This window comes from Lentzea flava, from assembly GCF_014648475.1.
In the GTDB taxonomy this organism is placed as follows: domain Bacteria; phylum Actinomycetota; class Actinomycetes; order Mycobacteriales; family Pseudonocardiaceae; genus Lentzea; species Lentzea flava.
Genome location: NZ_BMRE01000016.1, coordinates 26,156 through 51,672 on the forward strand (window position 1 = coordinate 26,156; position 25,517 = coordinate 51,672).

Genomic DNA, 25,517 nt, shown 5'->3' on the forward strand with positions numbered 1-25,517 from the left:
CTTCAGTTGGTAAGCGCTTTCCGGTTAGTCTTCCTGACGCCAGGGGCACAAGGATCGTCGATGGTCGGCGTGCCCCTGGTCTGACCTCACGTGCCGTCGATCAGCCGGATCGCCAGATCAGGGTTGAACTCACCGGCCGGAGTGGTGGGAGCGATCCCACACGGTCCGTCGGACACACCTGGGGTTTTGACCCACAGGAGCATGTCGGCGCCACTACCACCGACCTGGGCGGTCACACCCAGCCTCCTGCCCGCCGGGTTGCACCACTCCCCGTTGTGCCCGTTGCCGTTACGGCTGGTGTCGATGACGAACTTCGACCCGGTACCGAGGTAGCCGACCACCGAGTTCGCGTAGGTGGCCGACTGGCTCGTGGTGTAGAAGTTCGACACGTTCACCGAGAATCCGCGCACGTTCGTGATGCCCGCGGACCGCAGCCTGCTCGCCATCACGTCCGCCGCCACCCACCCGGAGTTACCCGCGTCCAGGTACGCGTAGGTGTTCGGTGCCTTCTGCTGGAACATCTGGGTCGCGTAGAGGATCATGCCGACCCGTTCGTCGATCTGGGACTGCGTCATGCACCCGAAGTCAGCGAGCGCGTCCGGCTCGATGATCACCACCGCAGGTTTGGTCCCGATCCCGGCCGCGAAGCTGGAGATCCAGGTCCGGTAGGCGCTCACGGTTCCAGCGCCGCCGCCCGAGTGTCCCCCGCAGGCGTCCCTGCCGGGGATGTTGTAGGCGACCAGCACCGGCAGCTTGTCGTTGCCGTCGGCCGCGCCCGTGTAGTTCGCGACCGTGCTGCCGATGTCACTGTCGTTGCCGAACCAGCGTGCGATCGGCTTGGAGCCGATCGACGACTGGATGCGTGCCGCGCGGGAGTCGTTCGGGTTGTTCCTCGCCCACGTGGCCGGCAACGAGTTGGTGTTCACGTAGAAGCCGCTCGTCAGATCGATCGGACTCGCGGCTGTTGCGGGTCCCGCTGCTGCTACGAGCAACAACGTGACCACCCCTAACAGACGGACCGTCCACCACATTGTGGACTCCTCTCTTTCGGGACCGGGCTGCCGCACGCCCGCAGTTCGGCGCCGCCCCACGAAATGGAGCGGGGCGGCACCGCGGCAAGTCCTCAGATGGTGTCGGCGAAGGCCGAGACCCAGGCGAGGGCCGAGTTCCAGTTGATGGCCACCTCGTTGGTGGACCAGGAACCGATGTCGTCGATGTAGCACTTCGCCGGCGCGCAGCCGGGCAGATTCTGCTGTGCCACGGGATCCTGCAGACCCGAGTTGGGACCGCCAGCGAGCGAACCGGCCGCCGGGTTGGGCAGCGCTGGGTTGAGCTGGTGCGACCAGTGCCGGTGGTGCTGGTTCTCGCTGGCCCGCTCGCCGTAGCCGCTGATGAACGACTGGTTCAGGCCGTTGCGGCCTAGCAGGTAATCCATCGACTCCAGCACCGCGTCGCGGTAGACCGGCTTGCGGCTCAGGTCGTAGGCCGTCGCCATGATCACAGCGGCGTTCGCCGTGGCACTGGTCGACCCCCAGACGTACTGACCGTCCGCCGGGCGCCACGGGTTCGGATAGCCCTGGCCCTTCAGGTCGGCGACGTGCCCGTCCGCGACTTGCAGCACGCGATGACGTGCCGCGAGAACCTTGCCTGCCGGAAAGAGCAACGGCAGCCGGGCGATGGTGAGGTCCGCCAGGCCGCCGGTGTCCTTCCACGAGAAGCCGGTCGGCGTGAGCTGCGTGGTGATCGCGTCGAGGTACTCCCGCTTGTGCGTGGCCGCGTACAACTCTGCCGCAGCCCATGAGAACTCGTCGGTGACGTTCGTGTCGTCGTACGGGCCCCCGCCGACGCCGTCCTCGCGCGGCGCGTAGATCGCCGGGTTCGCCTTTGCGGCCTGCCACGCCGTCTCGGCCGCGGCCTGGCACCGTTTCGCGAACGCCGGATCCCACAGCAGCCAGATCCGAGCGCACTGGGCCGCAGCGGCGGCGAGGTTGAGCGTTGCGGCGGTGGACGGCTTGTGCAGGTACCGCGGCTGCGGGTCGTTGCCGGGCAGCATCGGGTGCGCCGTCCAGGCCAGGTCGTGGATCTTGTGGTGCGCCATGCCCGCGAGCGGCTTTCCGGCCGGTACCTGCATCTTCAGCAGGAACTCCACCTCCCAGCGCGCTTCGTCGAGTACGTCCGGCACACGGTTGCCGTTCTCCGGGATGGCGAGCAACCCGTCGCGCAGGCCCTCGAAGTCGAGCCGGATCAACGAGCGCTCGTAGAGGTCCATCAGCTGCCACGCGGCGAGCGCCCCGTTCACCACGTACTTGCCGTGGTCACCGGCGTCGTACCAGCCACCGCTCACGTCCAGTGTGTAGTCGCACTCCCCCGGCAAGCACGGCACGGCAGTATCCCCTTTGTTCGGCGCGACACCAATGTGCCCGGCGACCCTGGCATACGAGGTCCCCACGTACTTCGCCTCGATCGGGATACCGCTGCGGTTGTGGTAGAAGTACTCGAGCGAGTCCCTGCGCAGCTGGTCATAGGGCTTGGCGGCAATGTCGAACGGCTCACTGACGTCCGCGCCGACGGAGAGTGTGTAATCGCTTCCAGTTTGCCGCACAGCGGAGAAGTCCGCGATGTGGACGTGGTCGCCGGACATGGGGTCGGCACCGTGGACCGTCGTGCTGCCGGAAGTCACGACCGCACCCGTGTTGTCCCTCAACGACCAGATCACCGGCTCCGTCGCGTTGCTCACCACTGACGCGCGTTTCGCACCCGACGCGAGATAGCCGTGCTGGTTGACGCGTACCGGCGACCCGTACGTCCAGCCACCGCCGGGCGGGATCACCCCACCGATGAGCGAGACGTCGTCCAGGCAGATCGTGTAGGCCTGCGTGGCACCTCCCATCTGGAAGGACACCTGGCCGTGCCTGGTGGCCACTGTGGACGTCCCGACGAACTGGAACGCCTTGGGCGTGCTCGTCAAAGCAACCGGCTTGTTCAACGTGGTCGCGATCGGTGACGCGGTGGTCTGCACGACCGCACGGGCGGTGACATCCCTGGTGGCGGAGGCGGTGAACCGGAGCGTGTACGCCTGTCCAGCCTCCAGTGGAACGTCGTTCTGACCGATCATCGACTCCCAAGGGTTCACCGTCCCGGCCGGGACGGCGGCACACAACCGTCCGAGGTCCACTCCGGACGGTGTGTTTCCGCTGCTCCACCACGGGCTCTTGGTATCGCTGAAAGTGCCGTTGAGCACCCTCTCGTAGCCGTCGGCGCGAGCATCCGTGGCGGAACCGAGGACGAGTGCGACCGGCAGTAAGGCCGCGATGAGCGTTCTCTTGAGGGACATACCGGGGGCCTCTCGGAAGGAAGTGTCTCCCGGCGTAACCGCAGCGTCACTGTAGATGGTGACCTGGACAACAGCGGGTGTCAACGATTACGGTCCTGTAAGCGCTCACAGTTTTTGGGGTTACAGACAGCGCATCACCGGCACGTGCCGCAGCGTCGCAGCAGGTAATGGTGTTCGAGGCTGACTCGTTTCAGGTGTTAGCGCTTCCGGGCAACGCCGCCAACTGGAGGTTCGGAGATGACTGTCAGATCGACGCGGGCGCTGCTCGCGACGACACTCCTCGGCGCGCTGGTGGCAACCAGTGCGTGCGGAGGTGGTGGGACCGCCGACGCGGGCAACGGCACGACGACGCTGGTCGTCAAGACCTTCAGCCAGTTCGGTTACGCGGACCTCTACAAGGAGTACGAGGCTGGCCACCCCGGTGTCACCATCAAGGAGGAGAACATCGGCAAGCTGGGCGACTACACGCCCAAGCTGCAGCAATGGCTCGCAACCGGAACAGGCGCCGGTGACGTGGTCGCGATCGAGGAGGGCATCCTCACGCAGTTCATGGCGAAGCCTGACCAGTTCGTGAACCTGCTCGACCACGGCGCCGGCGCACTCAAGGGCAACTTCCTCGAGTGGAAGTGGAACCAGGCGTCCACACCGGACGGTAGCAAGGTGATCGGGCTCGGCACCGACGTCGGCGCACAGGGCATGTGCTACCGCACCGACCTGTTCGCCAGAGCAGGTCTGCCGACCAACCGCGAGGAGGTCGGCAAGCTCTGGCCGACCTGGGACGACTACCTCGCGACCGGCAAGCGGTTCAAGGAGAAGAACACCGGCGCCGCCTTCTACGACTCCTCCACCGGCCTCTACCAGAACATCCTGATGCAGCAGGGCGATCACACCTACTACGACAAGTCGAACAAGCTGGTGATCGACAGCAATCCCGGCGTGAAGAAGGCGTGGGACCAGACCATCAATCTGGTCCAGGCAGGGCTCTCCGCGAACATCGAGCAGTGGAGCCCACAGTGGAACGCCGGCTTCAAGAACGGCGGGTTCGCGACGATTCCGTGCCCCTCTTGGATGCTCGGCACGATCGAGAAGCAGTCCGGTCCGGAGAACTCCGGCCGGTGGGACGTCGCCCGCGTGCCCGGAAACGGCGCGGTCCGCGGCGGCTCCTTCCTCGCGGTACCTACCCAGAGCAAGCACCAGACCCAGGCGGCCGAACTGGTGAAGTTCCTGACCAGCGCCAAGGGCCAAATCGCGGCGTTCAAGGCGAAGAACAACTTCCCGTCCTCGCCGCAGGCCATCGACGACGCCGCTGTCCAGGCCTACACCAACCCGTACTTCTCCGACGCACCGGTCGGCCGAATTTTCGGTGACAGCGTCAAGGCACTCAAGCCCGTCTACCTGGGCCCGGCCAACCTCGCCATCGGCGACCGCGTCGGCAACGCGCTGACGGCCGTCGAGCAGGGCAAGCTCAAGCCCGACGAGGCGTGGGCAAAGGCCGTCGACGAAGCACGTCGACTGGTCAAGTGAAGACGTGGCAGCCGAGGGGCCGCCCCAACAGCCCCCTCGGCTGCCACACCCACAGCCGAATTCCCACCGAGGACACACGTTGCTTGCTGATCTGCAGCCTCGCACTGCCACCACGAGTGTCGATCCGCCGTCGGCACCACCGCCGCCACCGCGCAGGCGCCTGCGCGACCGAATCTCCCGGATCGACGCGAAGTGGGCGCCGTACCTGTTCGTCGCGCCGTTCTTCGTGATCTTCGGGATCTTCGGGCTGTTCCCGCTCGGCTACACGGCCTGGGTCTCGTTGCACGAGTGGGACATCAGCGGCCCAGGCGGGTTCATCGGGCTGAACAACTACGTGACGCTCTTCGGCGATCCGGACTTCTGGAACGCCGTGCTGAACACGGTCGGCATGCTCGTGCTGGCGACGGTGCCACAGCTGTTCTTCGCACTGGTGCTGGCAAGCTTGCTCAATCAGAAGCTGCGCGGCTTGACGCTCCTGCGGATGGGCGTGCTGCTGCCGATCGTCACCTCGGTGGCCGCGGTGGGCATCGTGTTCAGCCAGATCTTCGACCGTGACGCCGGCATGGTCAACGGACTGCTCGGGCTGTTCAGCATCGAGCCGATCGACTGGCGTGCCGACAAGTGGTCGTCGTGGACCGCGATCGCCACCATGGTCAACTGGCGCTGGACGGGCTACAACGCGCTGATCTACCTCGCCGCCATGCAATCGATCCCCCGCGACCTGTACGAGGCGGCCACTGTGGACGGTGCCTCGAAGATCCGGCAGTTTTTCAGCATCACCATCCCGATGATCCGCCCGGCGCTGCTCTTCACGGTGATCGTGTCAACGATCGCGGGCATGCAGCTGTTCACCGAACCGCTGATCTTCGGGCAGGGCAGCTTCGCGATCTCCGGCGGCAGTTTGCGCCAGTTCCAGACGCTGTCGATGTACATGTTCGAGAAGGCCTTCCGCGACTTCGACTACGGCTACGGCTCGGCGATCGCCTGGATGATGTTCCTGCTGATCACGCTGCTCGCGGTGGTCAACTTCCTCATCACCAGGAGGTCCCGGTGATGCGCCGGACGCAACCCTTGCTGTACCTGACGTTGCTCGCCGCGATCGCGCTGTCGGCATTCCCGCTCTACTGGCTCTTCGTCGTGGCCACACGGTCGAACGATGTTGTCGGTGACTGGCCTCCACCGCTCACTCCAGGTCCGAACCTGGGTGAGAACACCGGTCGGCTGTTCGCAGCCGAGGACGCCAACTTCCTGCTGGGGCTGCTGAACTCGGCGTTGTCGTCGGTCGTCGTGACGGTCTCGGTCGTGTTCTTCAGCTCGCTGGCCGGGTTCGCGTTCGCCAAGCTGCGCTTCCGCGGCCGCAACGCGCTGCTGCTGATCATCCTCGGCACCATGATGATCCCCGTCCAGATGGGCATCATCCCGCTCTACATGATCATGGTGGAGCTGGGCTGGCAGAACCGGATGGAAGCGATCATCGTGCCCGCGCTGGTGTCCGCGTTCGGCGTGTTCCTGATGCGCCAGTACGCCGAACGAGCGGTTCCCGAGGAGCTCATCGAAGCTGCCCGCGTCGACGGCTGCAGCACGTTCCGCATCTTCTGGACCGTCGTGCTGCCTGCTCTCCGACCCGGAGCTGCGGTGCTCAGCCTGTTCACGTTCATGGGCACCTGGAACGAGTTCCTGTGGCCACTCGCCGTGCTGGAAGCGGACAACCCGACCGTGCAGTTCTCGCTCTCGCAACTGTCCACCACCTACTACACCGACTACACCCTCATGTTCACCGGAGCGCTGATCGCCACGGTCCCGCTGCTGCTGGTCTTCGTCGGGTTCGGTCGCCAGATCATCGGCGGCATCATGGAAGGGGCGGTCAAGGCATGACGTTCGATCCCGGCTTTCTCTGGGGTGCGGCGACCTCGAGCTACCAGATCGAGGGCGCCGTTGCCGAGGACGGGCGCCTGCCCTCCATCTGGGACACCTTCTGCGCGACTCCCGGCAAGGTCGACAACGGTGACACCGGTGATGTCGCCGCCGACCACTACCACCGGTATCGCGACGACATCGGCCTCATGGCCGGTCTGGGCCTGAACGCCTACCGCTTCTCGATAGCGTGGCCGCGGGTCCAGCCAACCGGATCCGGCGCGATCAACCAGGCCGGCCTCGACTTCTATTGCCGGCTCGTGGACGCGTTGCTGGAAAAGGACATTCAGCCGTGGGCGACGCTGTACCACTGGGACCTGCCCCAGCCTCTGGAGGATGCGGGCGGCTGGCCGGAACGCGACACCGCACAGCGGTTCGCCGACTACGCGGCCGCCGTGCACGACGCACTGTCCGACCGGATCAGCCACTGGACCACGCTCAACGAACCCTGGTGCTCGGCGTTCCTCGGCTATGCCACGGGACGGCACGCACCCGGCCGCCGCGACGGTGCCGCCGCCGTGCGGGCCACGCACCACCTGCTGCTGGCACACGGCCTTGCGACACAGGCGATGCCGGACTCGCGCGTCGGCATCACGCTCAACCTCTCCCACGTCACCGCGGCCTCGGCAGCCGACCAGGATGCCGCCCGCCGGATCGACGGCATGCAGAACCGGATCTTCCTCGACCCTCTGCTGCGCGGCTGCTATCCCGACGACGTTCTCGCCGACCTGGCGCCCGTCACCGACTTCACCCACGTGCAGGAGGGCGACCTCAAGGCCATCGCGACGCCGCTGGACTTCCTCGGCGTCAACTACTACTCCCCGATGCTGGTGGCGGACGGCGACACTCCGGCGAACACCGCGTACGTCGGTTCCGACCACGTCCGGCAACTCGACGGGGGCAGATCCCGTACGTCGATCGGCTGGGAGATCGACGCCACCGGCCTCGAACAGCTGCTCGTGCGGCTCGACACCGACTACCCCGTCCCGCCGATCTACATCACCGAGAACGGCGCGGCGTTCGACGAGCCGGTGCACGACCAAGATCGCATCGACTACCTGGAAGGACACCTGCGGGCCTGCGCCACGGCCGCCCGCCACGGGGTGCCGCTGCGTGGTTACTTCGTCTGGTCCCTGCTGGACAACTTCGAGTGGTCCTTCGGGTATGCGCAGCGGTTCGGGATCGTCCACGTCGACTACGACACCCAGGTCCGCACGCTCAAGGACAGCGGCCACTGGTACGCGGCAGTGATCGCGCGAAACGGCCTGTGAGCGCTTACAGACTGGGTACGATCATGTCCATGAACAGTCGGCCACCGACCCTCGACGAGGTCGCCCAACGTGCAGGCGTCTCCACGGGGACGGTGTCCCGCGTCATCAACAACGCCAAACACGTCAGCAAGAAGTCTCGTGAGGCCGTTGAGCGCGCCATCGCCGAACTCGGCTACGTGCCGAACAAGACGGCCCGTTCCCTCGCGACCCAGCAACGGGGTGCCATCGCCCTCGCGATCTCCAGCGACGACCCGGCACTGTTCGCCAACCAGTTCTTCGCCGAAGTGATCACCGGCGTCAACGCGATCGTCGAGGAGACCGACCTCGAACTGATGCTCGTGCTGGCCGCCTCCGAACGAGGCCGTGCCCGCTTCGCCCGCATACTGCGCTCGCGCAGCGCGGATGGCGTCATGCTGCTGGCGCTCAAGGAGAACGACCCCCTGTCGATCATGGCTGAGCAGAGCGGCGTGCCCGTCGTACACGGTGGACGGTCGCTGGACCGGACACCGCAGTGGTACGTCGACGCCGACAACCGCGGTGGTGCCCGGCTGGCGACAGAGCACCTGCTGTCGTTGGGCAGGACGAGGATCGGCACCATCACGGGCGAACTGAACACCCACGCCGGCGTCGCACGTTACCTGGGGTTCCGCGAGGCGTTGGCGCTGTCCGGACTGAGCGATGAGCGGGTCGCGCACGGCGACTTCAGTGAGGCCAGCGGCATGGCCGGCATGAAAACGTTGCTGGACGACCACCCGGACCTGGACGCGGTGTTCGTGGCGTCCGACGCGATGGCCGCCGGCGCCCTCGGGGTGCTACGCGATCACGGCAGAGCTGTGCCGGAGGACGTGGCCGTCGTCGGGTTCAACGACATCGTGACCGCGCGGTACACGCAACCGGCCCTCACCACCGTCCACCAGCCCATCGAAGCGCTCGGCCGCGAGATGACACGCATGCTGCTGCGGCTCATCAACAACGAGCAGGTGACCTCACTGATCTTGCCGACCGAGCTGGTCGTGCGGGACTCGGCTTGAACTGGTTCGGCGCGCGCCGGGCATCGGACAAGTACCTCAACGCGCCGTACGAGAGAACCGGTTCAGCCGCCCACCGCCGGATCCCGAGAAGCCTGCAGCCTCGGGTGATTCGGTGTCGGCCGTGATGCCGCCCACGTGGTCCGCCTCCGCAGCTGCCGCAGATCGACCGCCGGAGCGACGAGCGGAGCCACCCGCACGGGCACGCCCAGCCGTAGTGCCCGAGCACGTTGCGAAGCCGAACAAGAAGGTCAGGCCGACGACCATTGCGATGATCACCGTGACCGCCCTCGTCGCGTCCTTCAACAGGCCCGAAGGTCCATCCGAGATGGGCCCGAGAACCCTGATCTGCGACGCCACCGGACGACGTGGAGCGGCAGGCTGCACCTCTGCTTCATGGACTTGAGGTGCGAAAATGGCGCTCGCTGGCACCACCCGGCACCTCAGCCGGGGTCGATCCCAGGACTCCCAATCAGCGGGTGCTCAACGAGCCGAGCGGATCGATCCCTGCGGATTGACGGTCATGCCTTACACACGTCAGCAGTCTGAACCTCAGGCGGTCAGCCGGCTCCGCGCGGATTGTCGATGCAAGCTGTCGAGCTTAGCCACTTGATCATTCAGCACCGTCAGCCCTCGCCGTGGCACGTAGATCGAGTAGACGATGAGGTGCCGTGCTCACAGGTGAAGCACTACAGTCCACAGGGCAGCTAAGGCTCCGACGGGGTGTCTTGCGGGAAGTCACTGCGGTTCAGAACAGCACAGCGCAGTGTGGATGCTGCCCAGCCTCGAGATACCCGTTGATTACTGTCCGTCACAGCAATACTTCACCACGGCCTCCATCCGCGGACGATGCGTATGCGGCACGAACACGTCCCTCCAACACTCGGCCCGTGCCCGCACTGATCTGCGGTTTCCGCTCCGCGACATACGCACGTACCCGTAGGACACGTCGGTCATACCGTGCTCGTCGATCAAACGGTCGAAGATCCGCTTCACCGTGTGCCGCTGCTCGCGCGGAGCCCTCAGATCCTCCCGCAGCATCACGTCGATCGCCGGCTTGAACGGATCCAGCTTCGAACCACGCGGCGGATAGATCTTGCGTCCCTACGGCCACGCCGTGGGCCGCCCAGGTCATCATCTGGCCCCGCACCACGGCCAAAGGCCATCGACAAGGCACGGCCACCGGCACCGGCCACCTCGTCCCTGACCTTCTCACCGATCTACGCGGACGCTACGACAAGGCCGTCGACTGGGGCCCTCACCACCAACCAGCATCGCGACAGGCACAAAGGCAACCACCTGGCTACACCCTCGCCCAACACCTCAAAGACAAAGCCGAACAGGTCTGACTGTTCGCCCGAAATGTCACAATCCCGTGGACAATCGCCGCCGCCTCGGAACAGCGCTCAGAAGCCCCAAGCGACACCAGGCCGTCTCCGGCTACTGGCACAGTACCAAACACCCTCCGCGACTATCTGCGCGTCGCTCCTACCTGACCAGCGCCCGCAACCACGGCATCCGCGCCATCCACGCCACTCTCACTGGCAACCCCTGGCTCCCCGCCAAAATCTGACCATCCAACGCGGCCACCCCGTGAATGGACACCGCCCGATTTCACGGAACGCGCGGTAGAGACGGTCTTGCACGAATGATTTCCCAGGCGCCGCAGCAGCGCCTGCCCGCATGACGACTTCACCGCCAGATTGATGGCAGCGATGGCGCCGGAAAACCTTGAACCTCGCGATCCGCGAAAGGTGATGTTCCACCACGCGGAACACCACCTTTCGACACTCCACACATTGATTGTACGGTCTCAAACCGAGAGCGATCGTTCGGCTTCCTGGCTCTCTTGACCGAAAGTCGAGAGCTGCTGCGGAAAGTGTGGCCGATCGCATCTAGTGCCGCGCAACGGAAGCATGCACATTCCTCGGGAGGCGAGCTTCTACTGTTCACAGCATGGTCGACTGATAGGCGGGTAAAGCCCAAACCATTACGCGACACGAGTTCGCCATGCTAGGTCGCCCCAGAACGAGTGAAGCTGGGTCGGCGAAAGGAGTCTGAGCGTGAAAGTCTTGGCGTGAAAGATTGGCAACAGCAGTTGGGGCGGACGGTGGCGTGCCGTGTGCGAGTTGCTGCGACCCGGCAGGTTTATCGGCGCGGCCAAAGTGTCAGAGGCGTTGGACCAACAGGTTTTCGCAGCTTGCGAGCTTGGCCTGTATCGCCTCCGACGCTCGTGGAACAACGGTGATGTCATCAGTGTGGCAGGCGACAGGAGAGTGATCATGAAACCGTATGTGCTGGACAACTTGGCGGATGAGACCGTGGACCGTTTCCGGGCGCTGGAAACATGCTACGACGGCGCTACCCGCGATTTCCTCCGGCAGACCGGTGTCGAGTCCGGCTGGCGCTGCCTCGAGATCGGGGCAGGCGGCGGTTCGGTTGGTCTCTGGCTGTCGGAGACTGTGGGCCCAGGGGGAGGGGTCACGGTGACCGACATCGAGGACATCCGGCTTGACTCGGCTCTGGCTGATCGCGCAAACGTCAGCTTTGTACGGCATGACATCGTCAACGATGCGCTGCCGGAGGCGGAGTTCGATCTCATCCATGCGCGTTTGGTCCTGATTCTCCTCCCGGAGCGGCTTGAGGTGCTGCGGAAGCTGGTGCGCGCTCTGCGGCCGGGAGGCTGGCTCGTCCTGGAGGATTTCGACTGCGGGTGGACTCCCGTGCTCATGACCCCCAATGAGGGGGATGCAGCGCTTTACGAGACTGTTCACGCCCGATTCCTGGCTGCCATGACCGATTCCGGCGCGGACGTACTGTGGGCCCGGAAGTCCTTCGCCGCGTTCGTCGCCGCGGGGCTCACCGAGATCGCCTCCTCTACTTTTGGCATGGCTTGGCGGGGCGGCAGCGTCGGCGCGAGTCTCCACCGGGCCAACACCTCGCAACTCGCGGATCAGATTGTGGGAGGCGACGTCACGCGGGAGATGCTCGAACGTTTCTGGCGCCTGCTTGACGATCCGGCCTTCGCGGTCGGGTCCTATCCCTTGGTCAGCGTGCGTGGCCGCCGTCCCTTGGTCAGCGTGCCTAGCGACCGCTCGAGCCGGTGACGTTTCCCCTCTCCGTTCGAGAAAGGCCCTAGCCATGTCCGTCCACATCTGGCCCCCCGAAACCGGAGAACAGACACGCGTGGCGACCACCGAGCCGCGCACAGACACTGTGAGCATCGAAGGATCACCTGCCGCCCGTGCGGTCATGCTCGTGGAATCCGGACTGTTCGATACATACGTTCTCTACGAACGCGAAGGTGTCTGGACAGTCGCCGGCGGTGTAAGAGGTTCAGTCACCCTGGATGCGAGCAGGATCCGAACGACCTGGTGCGGAGAGGAACGCTCCCGCCCTTGGCGAGCCCGGCCACTCGATGCGATCGGCGCCGCACTGGCATCGCTGCCTATCGCCGATTGGAATGCCTATGGCTGGATCACCTTCGAAACCGCCCTCCTGGCCTCCCAGGGAGATGTACCAGCCCGAGACCACGACCTTGCGCACCTGATCGTGCCAGAGATCGAGGTGCGAATCTCCGCCGACTCCGCATCGATCACCTGCACCGATGACAACCTTCGGAAGGCAGTGCACAAGGCGTTGCTCGGGGATGTGCCGGACGACGACAACTGTCCGTCTGTCGCGGTCGATCTGAGTGAAGGCGGCCAGCGGTACCGCGACGCGGTGGCCGAGGCTGTCCGCGAGATTCGGCGAGGCGCCTTCCGGAAAGTGATCCTCTCGCGCAAGGTGCCCCTCCCCGAACCGGTCGATCTCGCCCGGACCTACCTGCGTGGGCGGGCGGCGAACACCCCCGCGCGCTCGTTCCTGCTCAGCGCTGGAGGAATGGCCGCTGCAGGGTTCTGCCCAGAGACCATCCTGGAATCGGATACCGAGGGGTTCATCTCCACCCAGCCCCTCGCCGGCACCCGAGCCTTCGGAACCGAGGCCCTGCAGAACCGGCAGCTGCGCGCTGAACTGCTCAGCGATGCCAAAGAGCTCGTCGAGCACGTCCTGTCGGTGCAACTGGCCTTCGAGGAGCTGGAAGGCGTCTGTTCGCCCGGATCAGTGGCAGTCAGCGAACTGCTCTCGGTCAAAGAGCGCGGCAGCGTGCAGCATCTGGCGTCCCGGGTCTGCGGGAGACTGCGGCGCGGGCTGTCTGCGTGGGACGCGCTGGAGGCGGTCTTCCCGGCCGTTACCGCCTCGGGCATCCCCAAGGCCCCCTCCTCCAACTTCATCACCCGGAGCGAACCCGATAGACGCGGGCTCTACAGCGGTGCTGTGCTCACCGCCTCCAGTGACGGCTCGCTCGACGCGGGGCTCATACTGCGCACCCTTTTCGAAGAGGGCGGCCGACAATGGCTACACGCAGGAGCAGGCATCATCGCGGAGTCGCGGCCCGACCGCGAATACGAGGAGACCTGTGAAAAGCTCCGCAGTGTCGCACCGTATCTCGTTCCACGCGCACCACAGGGTGTGCCCCTGCCACTCGATCACTGAGCAGAAGACGTGGTATTCCCATGTTGAACCATCTGCCCGACACAACGATCCAGGTCCCCGATAAGCCGGATACCGCGCCGCCGAGCCCAGCCTGGCCGAGTGACTCGTATGATCGCGTTCCGGCGTGGATCTACTCTGATCAGGCGGTGTACACCAAGGAGCAGGAGCGCGTGTTCCGAAGCTCCTGGAACTATGTCGCGCTGTCAGCTGAGCTGCCCGAAAACGGCTCATTCAAACGCAGCTGGGTTGGCGATGCCCCCGTGGTGGTCACTCGCGACCGCGATGGCGTTGTTCATTGCGTCGTCAGCCGATGCGCGCACCGCGGAGTCGAGTTCGTGCGAGAACTGCGGGGCACCCTGAAATGCCTTCGCTGCCCGTATCACCAATGGACTTATTCACTCGATGGCCGCTTGACCGGCGTGCCGTTTCGGCGCGGGGTCGGCGGTAAAGGAGGGATGCCGCCCGACTTCGACGCCTCAGCGTCTGGGCTGCAACGACTAGCAGTCACCGAAAGGAACGGGGTGATCTTCGCGTCCTTCGCCAGCGAGCCGCCTTCCTTGGAGCTGTCTCTCGGCCCGACGATGATCGGCTACTTCGATCGAGTCTTCAATGGCAGGCCGTTGGAGATCCTTGGATACAGCAGACAGCGCATCCCGTGCAACTGGAAGCTCATCTTCGAAAACATTAAAGACCCATACCACGCAAGCACACTGCACGTCTTCCTGGTCACTTTTGGCCTGTTCCGCGCCGACACACCCGCCGCGGTGAAGATGGATCCATCGGGTGCTCATAGCGTACTCATCTCCTCAAAACGCGACGCCGTTTCCGCTGCCGAGACGGCTGAGCTCGCGACCTTCCGCAAGGACCTGTCCTTGAACGAGCCCGAACTCGTGCAGCCGATCGACGAGTTCGACGATCCGCACACTGCGGTAATGCAAACCATATGGCCGAACCTGATCGTTCAGCAGCAGGTAAACACCCTCGCAACCCGCCACATTGTCCCCCGCGGACCTGGCCAGGCTGATCTCCTCTGGACCTTCTTCGGCTATGCCGGCGAAGACCCGGTGCTGCGCCGCCGCAGGCTGTTGCAAGCGAACCTGATGGGCCCAGCCGGGCTGGTCTCGGTCGATGACGGCGAGGTGCTGCAGCAGACACAGGACGGGGCGTCCGCATATCCAGAAGCGAACTACCTCGTCGAGATGGGCGGGCGGGACCTAGCCGATGCCGACCACATGGTGACCGAGGTCGCGATCCGCGCCTTTTACCAGCATTACCGGGAGGTGATGGACCTATGAGTGAACTGCGCGACGAGATTGAGGAGCTATACGCCCGGTACGCCGAACTGCTAGACGACGATTGCGATCTCGACGGTTGGCTCGACCTCTTCCTCGACGACACCCGCTACGAGCTCATCAGCCGCGAGAACTTCCAACTCAACCTTCCGGTCGGCCTGATCATCTGCGAGAACAAGGGAATGCTGAAAGACAGACTCTTCGCCATGCGAGAACTGATGCTCGCCACCCCGCGCTGGACCCGCCGCGTGATCGGCAATCTGCGAGTCAGGGCCATGCAGGGCGATGAGGTCCACGTGCGAGCGGGATACATCATTGCCCAAGGACTCCGAGCGGAACCTCTCGCACTTTTCAGCGCCGGCGAATTCCGCGACATCCTGACCCGCGGCGACGACGGGAACCTCCGCTTTCGACACAAGCTCACTATTTACGATCACGATCTTATCGCCAACTCGGTCGTGAAGCCACTATAGGGGGAGGCTCTTCTATGCCCAGGTGCGTAACGATGACCAGTTCTTCGGATCGGCGTAGGGCAGCATCGTAGAACTGCCCGCGTATCGCGGGCCTGCTCGAATCGCTCACGACCACACCGTAGCGGGGACCGCGTGGCCGCACGGGCACCGTGGCGCGAGCCCACCGTGGGGTTCGCTGGCGCCGAAGCCCAGCCACCGCGCTGTTACCGTAACGACGTGATCACCGTGGTGCTGTCGCGCACGCCGGCCCCGCTTGTTTCCCGGCAGGTCGGGAGCGATGCGTGAACCGCGAGTTCCTGTTCGACCCAGGCGACCAGGATGGCCGAGGCCGCCCGATGTACTCGGCCCGGAAATAGGCCCGGTCCACCCCCAGCAGCCGTTCGATGCGGCCGCCACGGATCTGCGCCGCCATGGTCGCCGGCAGCCCGTCGGCAGCCCGTCGGCGGCCTGCCGGTAGGCCTGGTCCAGATCATGGGCCAGGCCTACCGCCGCTCCTGGAGGTGGGCGAGCAGCCCGAACGCGGTCAGCACCCGCGGCCGGGCGATCCCCACGCGGTGTCATCCAGCAGCCGCGTCCGCGGGTCACCCCACTTGTCGGTGCCCTTGGCGTAGACATCGCGGCGGCGCAGCGGCCGCCACAGCGCCTCCAGCACACAGAACGTGTAGGCGGCGCCGTCGACTTGCGGCGACGGGAGATCCGGGTTGCCGAACACCAGCCGCCGACACGCCCCCGACGCCATCCCCTTGGCCGCATGCTCCGTGGTCGGCGGGCGCCGCGCGAGCACACCGGCAGCGCCTGCACCGCGGCCAGCACCGCGGCCCCGGCGTCGGTCGCACCCACGGGATCACCGTGGTCAGTGGCTCCAGGAACCCTCGCACCGTCGCGTAGCTGCCCCACGAGTTCCGCCCGCCAGCCACGCCGCGTCGTCGTCCCCCTCGGACGTCCGGGGCCAGCCCGGTCACCGTGGCCAGTGCCTGAGCGATCTCGTCGTTGCTGGTGAACTGCACGATCTGCGCCCACCCCCTCGGCTGCGGCCTACCCGGCGATGTCCTGCTCGACCGTGGAGAGCTCCATCAGCGTCGACACCACCGCCGCCACCGTCGAGCCACAAGTCCCTGGCGCGGACGGAACTCGTCGTCGTGTTGGTGGATGGCGAGATGAACGTGGGCCCCGCCTCAGGCAACTCGTTGCTTACCGGGCAACCTTGTGGCGGGTGAGGTGGGCGGTGGCGATGCCCTGCAGGACCAGGTCGATCCCGGTGAGGAACTGCTCGCGGTCGTCGTGTTCGCGCAGTTGGTCGGCGATGACCCTATGAACGGGTAGTCATCGGGGTCAAGGTCCTGCCATGCCCTGGATGCGGCGTCGAGGAACTCGGCGCATTCGGCCTCGCGCCCAGGCGTCCTCCCGTCGCTGGTGCCGTGCGGCGTGCGGGCTTCTGGGCGGTGGCGCCGAGAAAGTAGTGGCCCATGGTCGAGGTCGTGGCGAACCAGTCGCGTTGCAGCACGCCCAGCGCGTGCATCGGTCGGCCGATGCTCTCGAAGACCCGTAGTGTGACGGCTCCCCAGGGGTGTTCGGTTACCGCGTCGAACAGGCCGAGCGCAACGGCGCGGATCTCCTCTTCGGGCGTGCCCGCGGCCCCGAGGCCCCTTGCGAGCGCAGTCGGCTCGGCGGACGGCGTGGCCAGAGCGTCGGCGATGACGGTGTCGGTCGCGGCCTCCAGCAGCTCGTTCATGGTGCCGACGTGATGGTAGATCGCGCCGGAGCCGGTGGACAGGCGTTCGGTCAGCGCCCGGACCGTCAGCGCGCCGCCTCCTGCCGTGTCCAGCAGCTCGATGGGCTGTCTCGACGATGCGCTCGCGGGAGAGCACCTGCCTGCGCCGTGGTGACTGGCGGGATGGTGTGGGAATGTCCCCATTCTGCCATGTTTGGAGCAATGCACCAACCGAAGGAAGTGCTGACATAGTTGACGTCGTGATCGCCGGGGCCGGGCCGGTGGACTTGTTCCTGGCCGGTGAACTCGCCCTGGCGGACCGCTCGGTCCTCTGATCCTGCTGCCGAAACGCGTGCCGCTCAACATCTATGACTGGGCCTGCTGGGCGCGCCAAACATTGGTTCCGCTGACCGTTGTCAGCCACTTCCGGCCGGTGCGGCCGGTGTCCTTCACCATCGCCGAGCTCACCGGCCCCGCGGACCATCAGCGAGACGAGTCACGCCCGGACCTCGTCGCCCGCTTCTTCCGCACCGCCGACCGCGTCCTACGCGCCTACCACCACGTGCCACACCGGCTCAAACCCTTGCGACGCCGTGCGTTGCTGCGTGCGCGGTCCTTGGATCCTCGCCCGTCAGGAGCACGACGGGAGCTGGGGTGGGCTGCAACCACCCCACGTCTACTCCATCATCGCGCTACATCTGCTCGGCCTTCCACTCAGTAGCCCGGTACTGGCCAAGGGATTGCGCGGCCTCGATGGGTTCGTGGTGCACACCGAAACTCCAGAGGGCCCCGCGCGGTGGATCGAGGGCTGCCAGGGCCCGGTGTGGGACACCGCGCTCGTGCTCAACGCTCTGCTGGACAGCGGTTTCGACCCCGACCAGGCGGCGATGCGGCGAGCCACCGACTGGCTGCTGGACCACGAGGTCCGGTACCAGCTCGCGATGGACTGTCTCAGTGAGGTGGGCGGCGATCCGGCGGCCGTGGCGGACCTGGGCGTGCTGGCCAATTTCGTGATCAGCAGGGACAGGTGAGACGAACATGTCGATCGAGGCGACCGGGTTTCCAGGTTTCGTACTTGATGCGGACCACGTTCGCCGTCGACGAGACCCGGAACGTCGTCGACACGTTGCGCGGGATGTTCCCGCGGCCGCAGGCGCCTCCGGCCGACATCCGCTACGCCACGACCAACCGCCATGACGCGTCTCAGGCGGTGATCGAGGACTCCGACCTGGTGCTCGTGGTGGGCTCGGCGAACTCCGTGCGCCTGGTGGAGACGTCCCGGCTTCTCGCGGGGTCCCGGCCGAGCGCGCCGAAGCACACGAGGACCACGCTGTCATCGGGAACCGGTACGTCGGCGAGTTCGGTGTCCTGCGCCGCGACCCGCCGTTGCCCAGCAGTGATCCGGTGGTCACCGTGCCCGCGCCGAGCAGGAACACCAAGTTGCTGACTAGTTTCCCGGCGTCAGCCTCGCCATGTCCCGTGAGCGCGCAGACAAGCGGAGCCTCCTCGCCGGCCCCGGCCAGGACCGTGCCCATGATGTGGCCGTCGAGCCGCGTCGTCGGCCTTCGCGAGCGGCTTGTCCGGCGGATGCAGTTCGTTGCGCTCCAGAAAGCTGTCGATCCAACCCGCCACGACTTCCTGGTCGTGGCGCCGCAAGCCGAGCAGCTCACCCATCATCAAACCTTTCTGCCGGGAGAGCTGATGCTCGACGCTGCCTCGTTTCCCGATCTGAGCGTGGACGCACTCGGGTTTCCTCGCGGCGTCAACTGGTTGACGCTTGCCCCGACCGGTCCCCACATCGTCGGCCGGCTCATGGCAGAGCTTCCGCGTATGCGGGGAGGGATCGGTTTCAGCGTCGACCTGGACCTCCGGTGGGTTCGTCGCAGCCTGCAGGAGCGACGAGCCGCGGAGGCAAGCCGCTACGCCGTACACGTGGTGGACGAGGCGGAATCGCTGGTCTCGCAGCAGAACGTCGGCGTTCTCGTGATCACGCCGCCCCTGCTGGAACGGATGACGGAACGGGACCACCTGGTCCAGGCGATCAACGAGAAAGTCTCGGTCATCATGTGGGGCGGTGCTCACATGGACGCTGACACCCGTGTCATTCTGCAGCAAGAGATCTTTCCTGACGTACGGCTGTTCGGGCAGTACGGCAGCACAATGATCCTCGGCGGCACCATGGAGCGACCGAGCGGCACGGACAGCCCTGGTCCGTGCGTGTTCGACCCCTTCTCGCCACATGTCAGCTTCGACGTCATCGATCCGGACACGGGAGTTCCTGTCGCCGACGGCGAACGCGGCCAAGTCGTCATGCATCACATCAGCAAGTCCATGTCGCTACCCAACAACATCGAGCGGGATGAAGCCATTCGGATGCCGGCGCTGCCTGGCGCGCTGGGCGTGTCGGTCGCGGACGTGACACCGCTCGCGGTGTTTGAGCAGGCGCAGGTGATCGAGGGTGTTGTACTGAGCCGATCCGCCTGGACGCCTTGGGTGTCCAGGGTCCGTACAGCACCGCGCGCACCATTCGCGTGTCCGGTGTGGACGGTAGCGAGATTGCCGTGATGAGCGCTGTTCCGCCGATCTACGTCCGGCGGAACCTACGCACTGCGCTGCGCCCGTCCGCTGTCGCACCGGGAGCGGATCAAGGCGCTTGCCACCGCGGGTGAATTGTTCACGGGCACGGTTGACGGAGTGACCCTGGAGGAGCACGAACGCCGCGTGTCTCTGTCGAGCGGTGTCGCGCTTCCCGTTGTGCGCGAGGCCTCGCGGAGAATCGCCGAGACAGCGGCTCAGGCGGAAGCGACCGCCGCCGACGCGCGGCCTCGGGCCTCCGTCCAGGACTGGCGCAACGTGCGGGACGCTGGCGCGGTATGGGTTCGGCGCGGCGAGGTGCTCGCGGTGCTGGCACCTGGGAACCATCCCGCGGTCCACGCCGCGTGGCTGGAGGCATTGGGACTGGGCTACCGCGTCGCCGTCCGGCCGTCCCAACGCGAACCCTTCACACCACACCGGTTGGTGAGCGCGTTGCGCGCCAGTGGTTTCGGAAACGATCAGGTGGTGCTGCTGCCCTGTGACCACGTTACTGCCGACGTGCTCGTCGATGCTGCGGATCGGGCATTGGTCTACGGCGGTTACGATGTCGCAGCGACCTACACCGCTCGTTCCGACGTGCTAGTCCAGGGACCTGGGCGTTCCAAGGTACTACTCGCCCAGGACGACTGGCGTGATCACGTCGGCACGACCGCGGACTCGATCAGCGGGTTCGGCGGGACGGCGTGCGTCAATGCCTCGGCCGTGTTAGTGGAAGGCGACGCGGCCGCGGTGGCGAAGGAGCTCGCGCGCAGGCTCGGAGAACTCCCCGTTTTTCCTCCGCTGCACGAGAACGCCGTGCTGCCGGCTTCCCCCTCGAACGCGCACGAACAACCGCAGCCTACTTTCGGGCGCAGGCAGCCGACGCCGAGTTCGTCACCGGCGAGAACCTCGTCGCCGAACTGGATACGGGCGGCGCCGTGCTGCGTCCCGCAGTCGTGCTGCTCGGCCGGGCCACCGCGCCGCAGGCACAGATCGAGCTGCCTTTCCCTTGTGTGTGGGTGGTTCCGTGGTCTCGTGCGGATGGCGTAAGTCCGTTGCAGAACACCCTTACGCTGACCGCGATCACCACGGACGACGAGCTGCTCGGTTCGCTGGCCGAGGATGGCTCGATCAGCAACCTCCGCATCGGAGGCACCCCGACCCACCACATGCGCCCAGGACTTCCACACGACGGGCACATCGCGGAGTTTCTCATGAAGAGCAAGTCGGTGCTCCGATGAGCGGCTCATTCGCTGAAGCGGGGACACGACATGCTCGACCACCATGATGAGCAACGTTTGCGCGCGGCGATGGACTTAGAACTCCTAACACAATGAGTGGTTGCGGAGTCGGCGCCAGCAGATAATGCCGCAGGCCAGGCTGAGGAAGGCTTCGTGGATCTCGTCGCGGATCTCCCAGCGGATCCGCAAGCGACGGAACCAGTGCAACAGCGCGAAAGTCTGCTCCATGACCCAGCGGTAGACGCCCAGGCCGGAGCCGTGGTCGCTACCGCTGCGGGCGATCACCGGCGTGATGCCCTTGGCACGCACGAGGGCGCGGTACTTGTCGTGGTCGTATCCGCGGTCGGCATACAGCGTGTCAGGCCGGAACCGGGGCCGGCCGCGTTTCCCGCGCACGGGCGGGACCATGTCGACCAGCGGCATCAGCAGCTCAGCCGCTGAACGTGTAAATTTAGGTGATGTCGGCGACCCGCAGCCGGTTGCGTGCTGGGGCGGCGAAGTCTCGCTTGACAAGGTCTGGGCGCGAGTCGCTACCTTGCCGCTGCTCGTGGTGCGCGGGCTCTTCATTCGGGCAATCTCTTGCAACCCGGCGGCCTTCATCAAGCGGGCGACCGTGCAGCGGGCGCCCGTAAGCCCGGTGACCCCGCCCTGGCGGGCCAGCTCGGCGTAGATCTTGCGCACGCCGTAGACGCCGTAGTCCGTCTCGTGCACCTCCTTGGTCTTCCCGGTGACGACCGCGTCGCGGACCGCGCGTGCCGAGGGCGGGCTGGAGCGGGCGGCGCAGTAGTTACTCGGAGCGATCCTGACGCCGGCTGCGGTCACACGGCACAGATCGGCTCGACTCCGAACTCGTGTTTGTGGGCGTCGATGTAGTCGACGATCAGAGTGAGGGATGCGGTGCGTCTTGGCGGATCCGCTCGTCCGAAGCACCGTCGTGCGGAGCAGCTCCGTTCTGGTTCTCTCCTGCGAAGACGAGGTTTCCGCCCGTCGGTGTCGCGCTTCACCAACACTGCTCCGATCTGCGGAGGCCTGTGACAGGCCCGAACCAGTCAGCGTTGCGCAGAGCACCCTTGGGTGAACCGTCGGACGAGTTCCCGTCCTCTCGCCGCCTGCACCTTCTTCGCCTGGGCCACCGCAAACCACAGCAACCCGAACGGCGCTGACAGGCGGTACTGGTCGATCACCAGGGCGCCTCCAGAGGCCGGGCTTACGCGGTACACGTAGTCCAACCGGACACCACCGGGGCTGACCACGTCACCAGAAACGATCATGTCACCAAGGCGCAGGGCGACCTCGATCAAATTGTCGTGGCGCAATGGCCCCAGGGCGAAGCGCTCCACTGCGGTGAACCTCACGTCGCCCGGCCCGCGGCGAACGTCACGGACTTCCACGATGAGCGGCGAGAGTCCGACGTAGTTGTTCGGGTCTGTCAAATGCGCGAGAACCTCCTCAGGTGAGGCGGGCAAGACAGTGGTGGTGTGAAACTCAACGGTCTTCATCCGAACTCCTGGCTGACGCGGCTCTCTATTTGAAGGCGATGGACTGCAAGACACGTTACGGCGAGGGAGTGCGACGCAGGAAGTAGCGAGCGTCTGCCTTGATCTCACGCAGGATGGTGATGGCGCGTTCGAGGTGACATAGGCCCGGCCACGCGTGGTTGAACTGGTCGTCGGAGTGGAGGAGGTCAGGCCGTTGCTCCCGTACTTCTATGAGGACCTCGGCCAGGTTTACTGACCTGAGGGGTTCGGAACGCGGCTGGCGGGTGGCTGGCCTTTGAGTGCGGTGTGACCGCGGTGGTGATTGTAGAGATGCAGCCATCGCGGGAACGCCTCGCGGCGTTCGGTCTCGGTGCGGTAGGGGCGGGCGTAGGCCCACTCGTCGGGCAGGGTGCGGTTGAACCGCTCCACTTTGCCGTTGGTCTGCGGCCGGTAGGGGCGGGTGCGTTTGTGGACGATGCCCGCGCCGGCCAGGGTGTCGCGCCAGAGCCGGGATCGGTAACACGACCCGTTGTCGGTGAGCACCCGCTCGACGGTGATCCCGTTGGTGTGGAAGAAGGTCTGTGCTCGTTGCCAGAACGCGACGGCGGATTCCTCGGTCTCGTCCGGCAAGATCTCGGTGTAGGCCAGGCGGGAGTGGTCGTCCACGGCGTTGTGCAGGTAGCTGTAGCCGAGATTCGCGCGACCGCCTTTCTTACGCGGCCGGCTCGGGTCTCGATACGCGGAACTGCTGCGCAGGCCCGCTTGCCTGCCGTGAACCTTGTGGCCACCGCCGTCGGGAATGTTGCCCAGCTTCTTGATGTCGACGTGCACGAGCTCGCCCGGTGCGGCGCGCTCGTAGCGGCGCACCGGCTGCCCGGTCGCGCGGTCCACGTGGGATAGCCGGGCCAGACCGTAGCGGACCAGGATCCGGTGCACGGTCGAGGGCACCAGCCCGAGCAGGTAGGCGATGCGTGCCGGTCCCCATCGCCGCGCCAGGCGGATCTTGATGATCCGCCGCCCGGTCCGGGTCGGGGTCCGGCGCGGGCTGGACAACGGACGTGAGGACCGGTCGGTCATGCCCGCGACGCCGAGCTCGCGGTAGCGGTCGGCCCAGCGTTTCGCGGTGCTGACCGAGACCTGGAACCGTTCCGCGGCGCGCCGCAGCGGCCAGCCGTCGTCGACGACACAGCGGGCCAGGCGCAGCCGGCCCAGCTCGGACAGCGGTGCGTTAGCGTGAGTAATCGAGGGCCTCCCGGCTAGCCGGTGCAGATGTCGCAATCCACACCGAACCCGGAGGCCCTCCCTCATGCCAAGATCATCTGATCACGTGTCGGACCGTTCGCAACGTCGCGGGTCAGTACACCTAGGACTACGTTGCGGTCAGCAGCCCTGCGTTCCTTTGAGGAAGGCGGCCGAGGGGTGCTGGGGTAGCGGGAGGCATTGCACAAGTGGAGCGGGAGGGGCCCAGTTACCGTTCCAAGCTGGCCGCCGGCGACGACGGCGACGAGGTGTCACGCTCCGAAATCACTCGACGGCGTGCTTCTAGCGCTCTTCGCCGCCGACCGGCGTACCTGAAGGTCAGCTACAATGGCCTGAACCCGGCGCTGGAGCCCAGATCACGAGGCATGAGCCGGACAGTCAGCGGCGTATCGGGGTAGTTCTGGTGCACACGGCACCGCCGATTGGCCGGCTGGTCCAACAGCACGATGTCGAATCGGGTCAGCACGTCGTTGAGCACGCTGGATAGCACGATCTTGCTGAAGTCCTGTGCGATGCAGCCGAATGGACCACGACCGAACGACGTCGTCCGCAGCGCCGGGACTCGCACGAACCGATCCGGGTCGTAGCTCTCGGGCGCATCGGGCACGTAGCGCTGATCTCTGTTAAGCCCACGGGGAAACACACCGACCGCCTGCCCAGCCGGGATGTGGTAGATAGTGCCGTTGCGAGTGAACTCCAGCGGCTTGTACAAGTAGCGTACGAGCGTAGAAACCGGGTTCAACCGGATGGTCTCCAGCACGCACCTGCCGAGCACCTCCTGACGCGCGGCGCGGTCGTCGAGCTCAGTGACGCGATTGCGCACACCAGGCGTGGTCAGCACGTCGACCAGCGACCAGTACGCGTACGTTCCGGGGTAGGCCATGGCATTCCATAAGACGTACATGAACATCCACAAGATGTCAGCTTCGTCGAGCGGTTCACCGTCGATGCGAAGCCGGTCGATTGCTCCCAGCAGGGGGGAGTCAGCCGACCGGAAGCCGGAGAGTTCGCTTCGCAACAGCTGGAAAAGCTGTGTCGTGGCGCGGTACTCAGGCATGAACTGGTGCAGCGGTGTGATCGACAACGCGGCGCGCATGACGTCCACGCCATCGGCGATAGTCCGGTATAGGCGACTGAGTTCGTCTCCGATAGCAGTCCAGATGGTGTCACCCATGAAGTACCGACCCACGACCTCGTAAACGACGAGATGCAGCACTTCGGTCATGTCTGTGGTGGGGCCCCACTCGGACATGTGACGTGTCGTGATGCCTGTGATTCTGTTGGGCAGCGTGCGGACCTTGTGCTGTGGCAGCATCTCCGCCATCAGCCGACGTCCCGCGACGACGAGCTGTTGCAGCGACTCCGGGTCGCGACGGCTGCGTGGGAACCAGTAGCCCACGGTGGGCACGCGGCTGAGCACTGGGCCGATCGCGGCGTGGTCGGCGGGGAGGTTCATGACCATCGCATAGGCATCGCGGTCCAGCAGGAAAGTGATGTCATAGATCATAGGGGCACGCAGCGTGAACATGTCGCCGTGGACGCGTGCGTTCCGTTCTATCAGGCCGATCGGGTCTGTGATCAGGCTGTGGAGCCTGGCGAGAAGTCCGATGCCTGGGACGCCGTCCAGTCCAGCTGCGGCTAACGGTGGGTGAACCGTTCCTTCCGGGGTTCGAATCGGTTTCTTGCTCCAACGCCAGTGAGCGAACGCTGCGGCACCTACTACCCCGAACGCCGCAAGGCTCTTGTACGCAGTCATGGTAGCTTCCGTCGACGTCGAGAATCGGTGATCGGCTTGCGCGTGTTATCGCGCTTCCGACCATATCGGCCTCTGATCACTGCCGACGCGATTTTGCGTGAAAGACCAGAACTCCTTGCCTGAGG

21 protein-coding genes and 3 pseudogenes are annotated in these 25,517 nt (G+C 65.6%); 15 read left to right on the forward strand and 9 right to left on the reverse strand.

The window, feature by feature from the left end; translation table 11 throughout:
- Positions 1 to 86 precede the first annotated feature (86 nt).
- Positions 87 to 1,031 carry a glycoside hydrolase family 6 protein gene (locus IEZ09_RS19825; protein ID WP_189255211.1) on the reverse strand — a complete coding sequence of 315 codons (945 nt, stop codon included), beginning with the start codon at positions 1,029 to 1,031 and terminating at the stop codon, positions 87 to 89.
- Positions 1,032 to 1,123: 92 nt separating this feature from the next.
- Positions 1,124 to 3,334 (reverse strand): glycoside hydrolase family 9 protein, encoded by a 2,211-nt coding sequence (locus IEZ09_RS19830; protein WP_189255212.1) that lies wholly within the window; start codon positions 3,332 to 3,334, stop codon positions 1,124 to 1,126.
- A 237-nt stretch (positions 3,335 to 3,571) separates the two neighbouring features.
- Between IEZ09_RS19830 and IEZ09_RS19835 the strand changes: the two genes are divergently transcribed.
- From IEZ09_RS19835 to IEZ09_RS19875, 9 genes are all read left to right on the forward strand, one after another.
- Positions 3,572 to 4,858, forward strand: a complete 1,287-nt coding sequence (locus IEZ09_RS19835) for an ABC transporter substrate-binding protein (RefSeq protein ID WP_189255213.1) — start codon at positions 3,572 to 3,574, stop codon at positions 4,856 to 4,858.
- Positions 4,859 to 4,937: 79 nt separating this feature from the next.
- Complete coding sequence (locus IEZ09_RS19840) at positions 4,938 to 5,912, forward strand: carbohydrate ABC transporter permease (RefSeq protein ID WP_229812738.1); 975 nt, start codon at positions 4,938 to 4,940, stop codon at positions 5,910 to 5,912.
- Positions 5,912 to 6,733 (forward strand): carbohydrate ABC transporter permease, encoded by an 822-nt coding sequence (locus IEZ09_RS19845; protein ID WP_189255214.1) that lies wholly within the window; start codon positions 5,912 to 5,914, stop codon positions 6,731 to 6,733. Before IEZ09_RS19840 ends, IEZ09_RS19845 begins: the two co-directional genes overlap by 1 nt.
- Positions 6,730 to 8,043 (forward strand): GH1 family beta-glucosidase, encoded by a 1,314-nt coding sequence (locus tag IEZ09_RS19850; RefSeq protein ID WP_189255215.1) that lies wholly within the window; start codon positions 6,730 to 6,732, stop codon positions 8,041 to 8,043. The genes IEZ09_RS19845 and IEZ09_RS19850 overlap by 4 nt, the downstream gene beginning before the upstream one ends.
- Positions 8,044 to 8,072: 29 nt before the next feature.
- Complete coding sequence (locus IEZ09_RS19855; RefSeq protein ID WP_229812739.1) at positions 8,073 to 9,074, forward strand: LacI family DNA-binding transcriptional regulator; 1,002 nt, start codon at positions 8,073 to 8,075, stop codon at positions 9,072 to 9,074.
- Between the two features lie 2,117 nt (positions 9,075 to 11,191).
- On the forward strand, positions 11,192 to 12,178 hold the full coding sequence (locus IEZ09_RS19860) for a class I SAM-dependent methyltransferase (RefSeq protein ID WP_229812740.1): 987 nt from the start codon (positions 11,192 to 11,194) through the stop codon (positions 12,176 to 12,178).
- 79 nt (positions 12,179 to 12,257) lie between these two features.
- Positions 12,258 to 13,607, forward strand: coding sequence for a salicylate synthase (locus tag IEZ09_RS19865; protein ID WP_229812741.1), 1,350 nt, complete (start codon positions 12,258 to 12,260; stop codon positions 13,605 to 13,607).
- A gap of 20 nt (positions 13,608 to 13,627) precedes the next feature.
- On the forward strand, positions 13,628 to 14,902 hold the full coding sequence (locus IEZ09_RS19870) for an aromatic ring-hydroxylating dioxygenase subunit alpha (protein WP_189255218.1): 1,275 nt from the start codon (positions 13,628 to 13,630) through the stop codon (positions 14,900 to 14,902).
- Positions 14,899 to 15,372, forward strand: a complete 474-nt coding sequence (locus IEZ09_RS19875; protein ID WP_189255219.1) for an aromatic-ring-hydroxylating dioxygenase subunit beta — start codon at positions 14,899 to 14,901, stop codon at positions 15,370 to 15,372. The genes IEZ09_RS19870 and IEZ09_RS19875 overlap by 4 nt, the downstream gene beginning before the upstream one ends.
- A gap of 523 nt (positions 15,373 to 15,895) precedes the next feature.
- On the opposite strand, the gene IEZ09_RS19880 is transcribed toward IEZ09_RS19875, so the two are convergent.
- Together IEZ09_RS19880 and IEZ09_RS46570 are read right to left on the reverse strand one after the other, a co-directional pair.
- Entirely contained in the window at positions 15,896 to 16,111 is a 216-nt protein-coding gene (locus IEZ09_RS19880) for a hypothetical protein (RefSeq protein ID WP_189255220.1), read from the reverse strand.
- A 570-nt stretch (positions 16,112 to 16,681) separates the two neighbouring features.
- Positions 16,682 to 17,104: a hypothetical protein gene (locus tag IEZ09_RS46570; RefSeq protein ID WP_229812742.1), complete on the reverse strand. Its 423-nt coding sequence runs from the start codon at positions 17,102 to 17,104 to the stop codon at positions 16,682 to 16,684.
- A 331-nt stretch (positions 17,105 to 17,435) separates the two neighbouring features.
- Between IEZ09_RS46570 and IEZ09_RS19890 the strand changes: the two are divergent.
- From IEZ09_RS19890 to IEZ09_RS46580, 6 genes and pseudogenes are all read left to right on the forward strand, one after another.
- Positions 17,436 to 17,799: pseudogene (locus IEZ09_RS19890) on the forward strand (squalene--hopene cyclase); the annotation flags it as partial.
- A 105-nt stretch (positions 17,800 to 17,904) separates the two neighbouring features.
- Positions 17,905 to 18,114, forward strand: a complete 210-nt coding sequence (locus IEZ09_RS19895; protein ID WP_370467733.1) for a hypothetical protein — start codon at positions 17,905 to 17,907, stop codon at positions 18,112 to 18,114.
- 47 nt (positions 18,115 to 18,161) lie between these two features.
- The gene (locus IEZ09_RS46575) at positions 18,162 to 18,530 is read left to right on the forward strand and encodes a hypothetical protein (RefSeq protein WP_229812743.1); all 369 of its coding nucleotides are present in this window, start codon (positions 18,162 to 18,164) and stop codon (positions 18,528 to 18,530) included.
- 86 nt (positions 18,531 to 18,616) lie between these two features.
- Positions 18,617 to 19,648: an AMP-binding protein gene (locus IEZ09_RS19905; protein WP_189255223.1), complete on the forward strand. Its 1,032-nt coding sequence runs from the start codon at positions 18,617 to 18,619 to the stop codon at positions 19,646 to 19,648.
- A 129-nt stretch (positions 19,649 to 19,777) separates the two neighbouring features.
- Positions 19,778 to 20,707 (forward strand): aldehyde dehydrogenase family protein, encoded by a 930-nt coding sequence (locus tag IEZ09_RS19910; RefSeq protein WP_229812744.1) that lies wholly within the window; start codon positions 19,778 to 19,780, stop codon positions 20,705 to 20,707.
- A gap of 5 nt (positions 20,708 to 20,712) precedes the next feature.
- Entirely contained in the window at positions 20,713 to 20,898 is a 186-nt protein-coding gene (locus IEZ09_RS46580) for a hypothetical protein (protein WP_229812745.1), read from the forward strand.
- Between the two features lie 84 nt (positions 20,899 to 20,982).
- Here the strand turns inward: IEZ09_RS46580 and IEZ09_RS46585 are convergent.
- The 5 genes and pseudogenes from IEZ09_RS46585 to IEZ09_RS19930 form a co-directional block, all read right to left on the reverse strand.
- A pseudogene (locus IEZ09_RS46585) lies at positions 20,983 to 21,324 on the reverse strand (transposase); the annotation flags it as partial.
- A gap of 153 nt (positions 21,325 to 21,477) precedes the next feature.
- Positions 21,478 to 22,041: pseudogene (locus IEZ09_RS47730) on the reverse strand (IS3 family transposase); the annotation flags it as partial.
- Positions 21,948 to 22,397 (reverse strand): SRPBCC family protein, encoded by a 450-nt coding sequence (locus tag IEZ09_RS19920; RefSeq protein WP_189255225.1) that lies wholly within the window; start codon positions 22,395 to 22,397, stop codon positions 21,948 to 21,950. The gene IEZ09_RS19920 and the pseudogene IEZ09_RS47730, both read right to left, overlap by 94 nt.
- 228 nt (positions 22,398 to 22,625) lie before the next feature.
- Positions 22,626 to 23,618, reverse strand: coding sequence for an IS481 family transposase (locus IEZ09_RS19925; RefSeq protein ID WP_189255301.1), 993 nt, complete (start codon positions 23,616 to 23,618; stop codon positions 22,626 to 22,628).
- A 340-nt stretch (positions 23,619 to 23,958) separates the two neighbouring features.
- Entirely contained in the window at positions 23,959 to 25,392 is a 1,434-nt protein-coding gene (locus IEZ09_RS19930) for a cytochrome P450 (RefSeq protein ID WP_189255226.1), read from the reverse strand.
- Positions 25,393 to 25,517 lie beyond the last annotated feature (125 nt).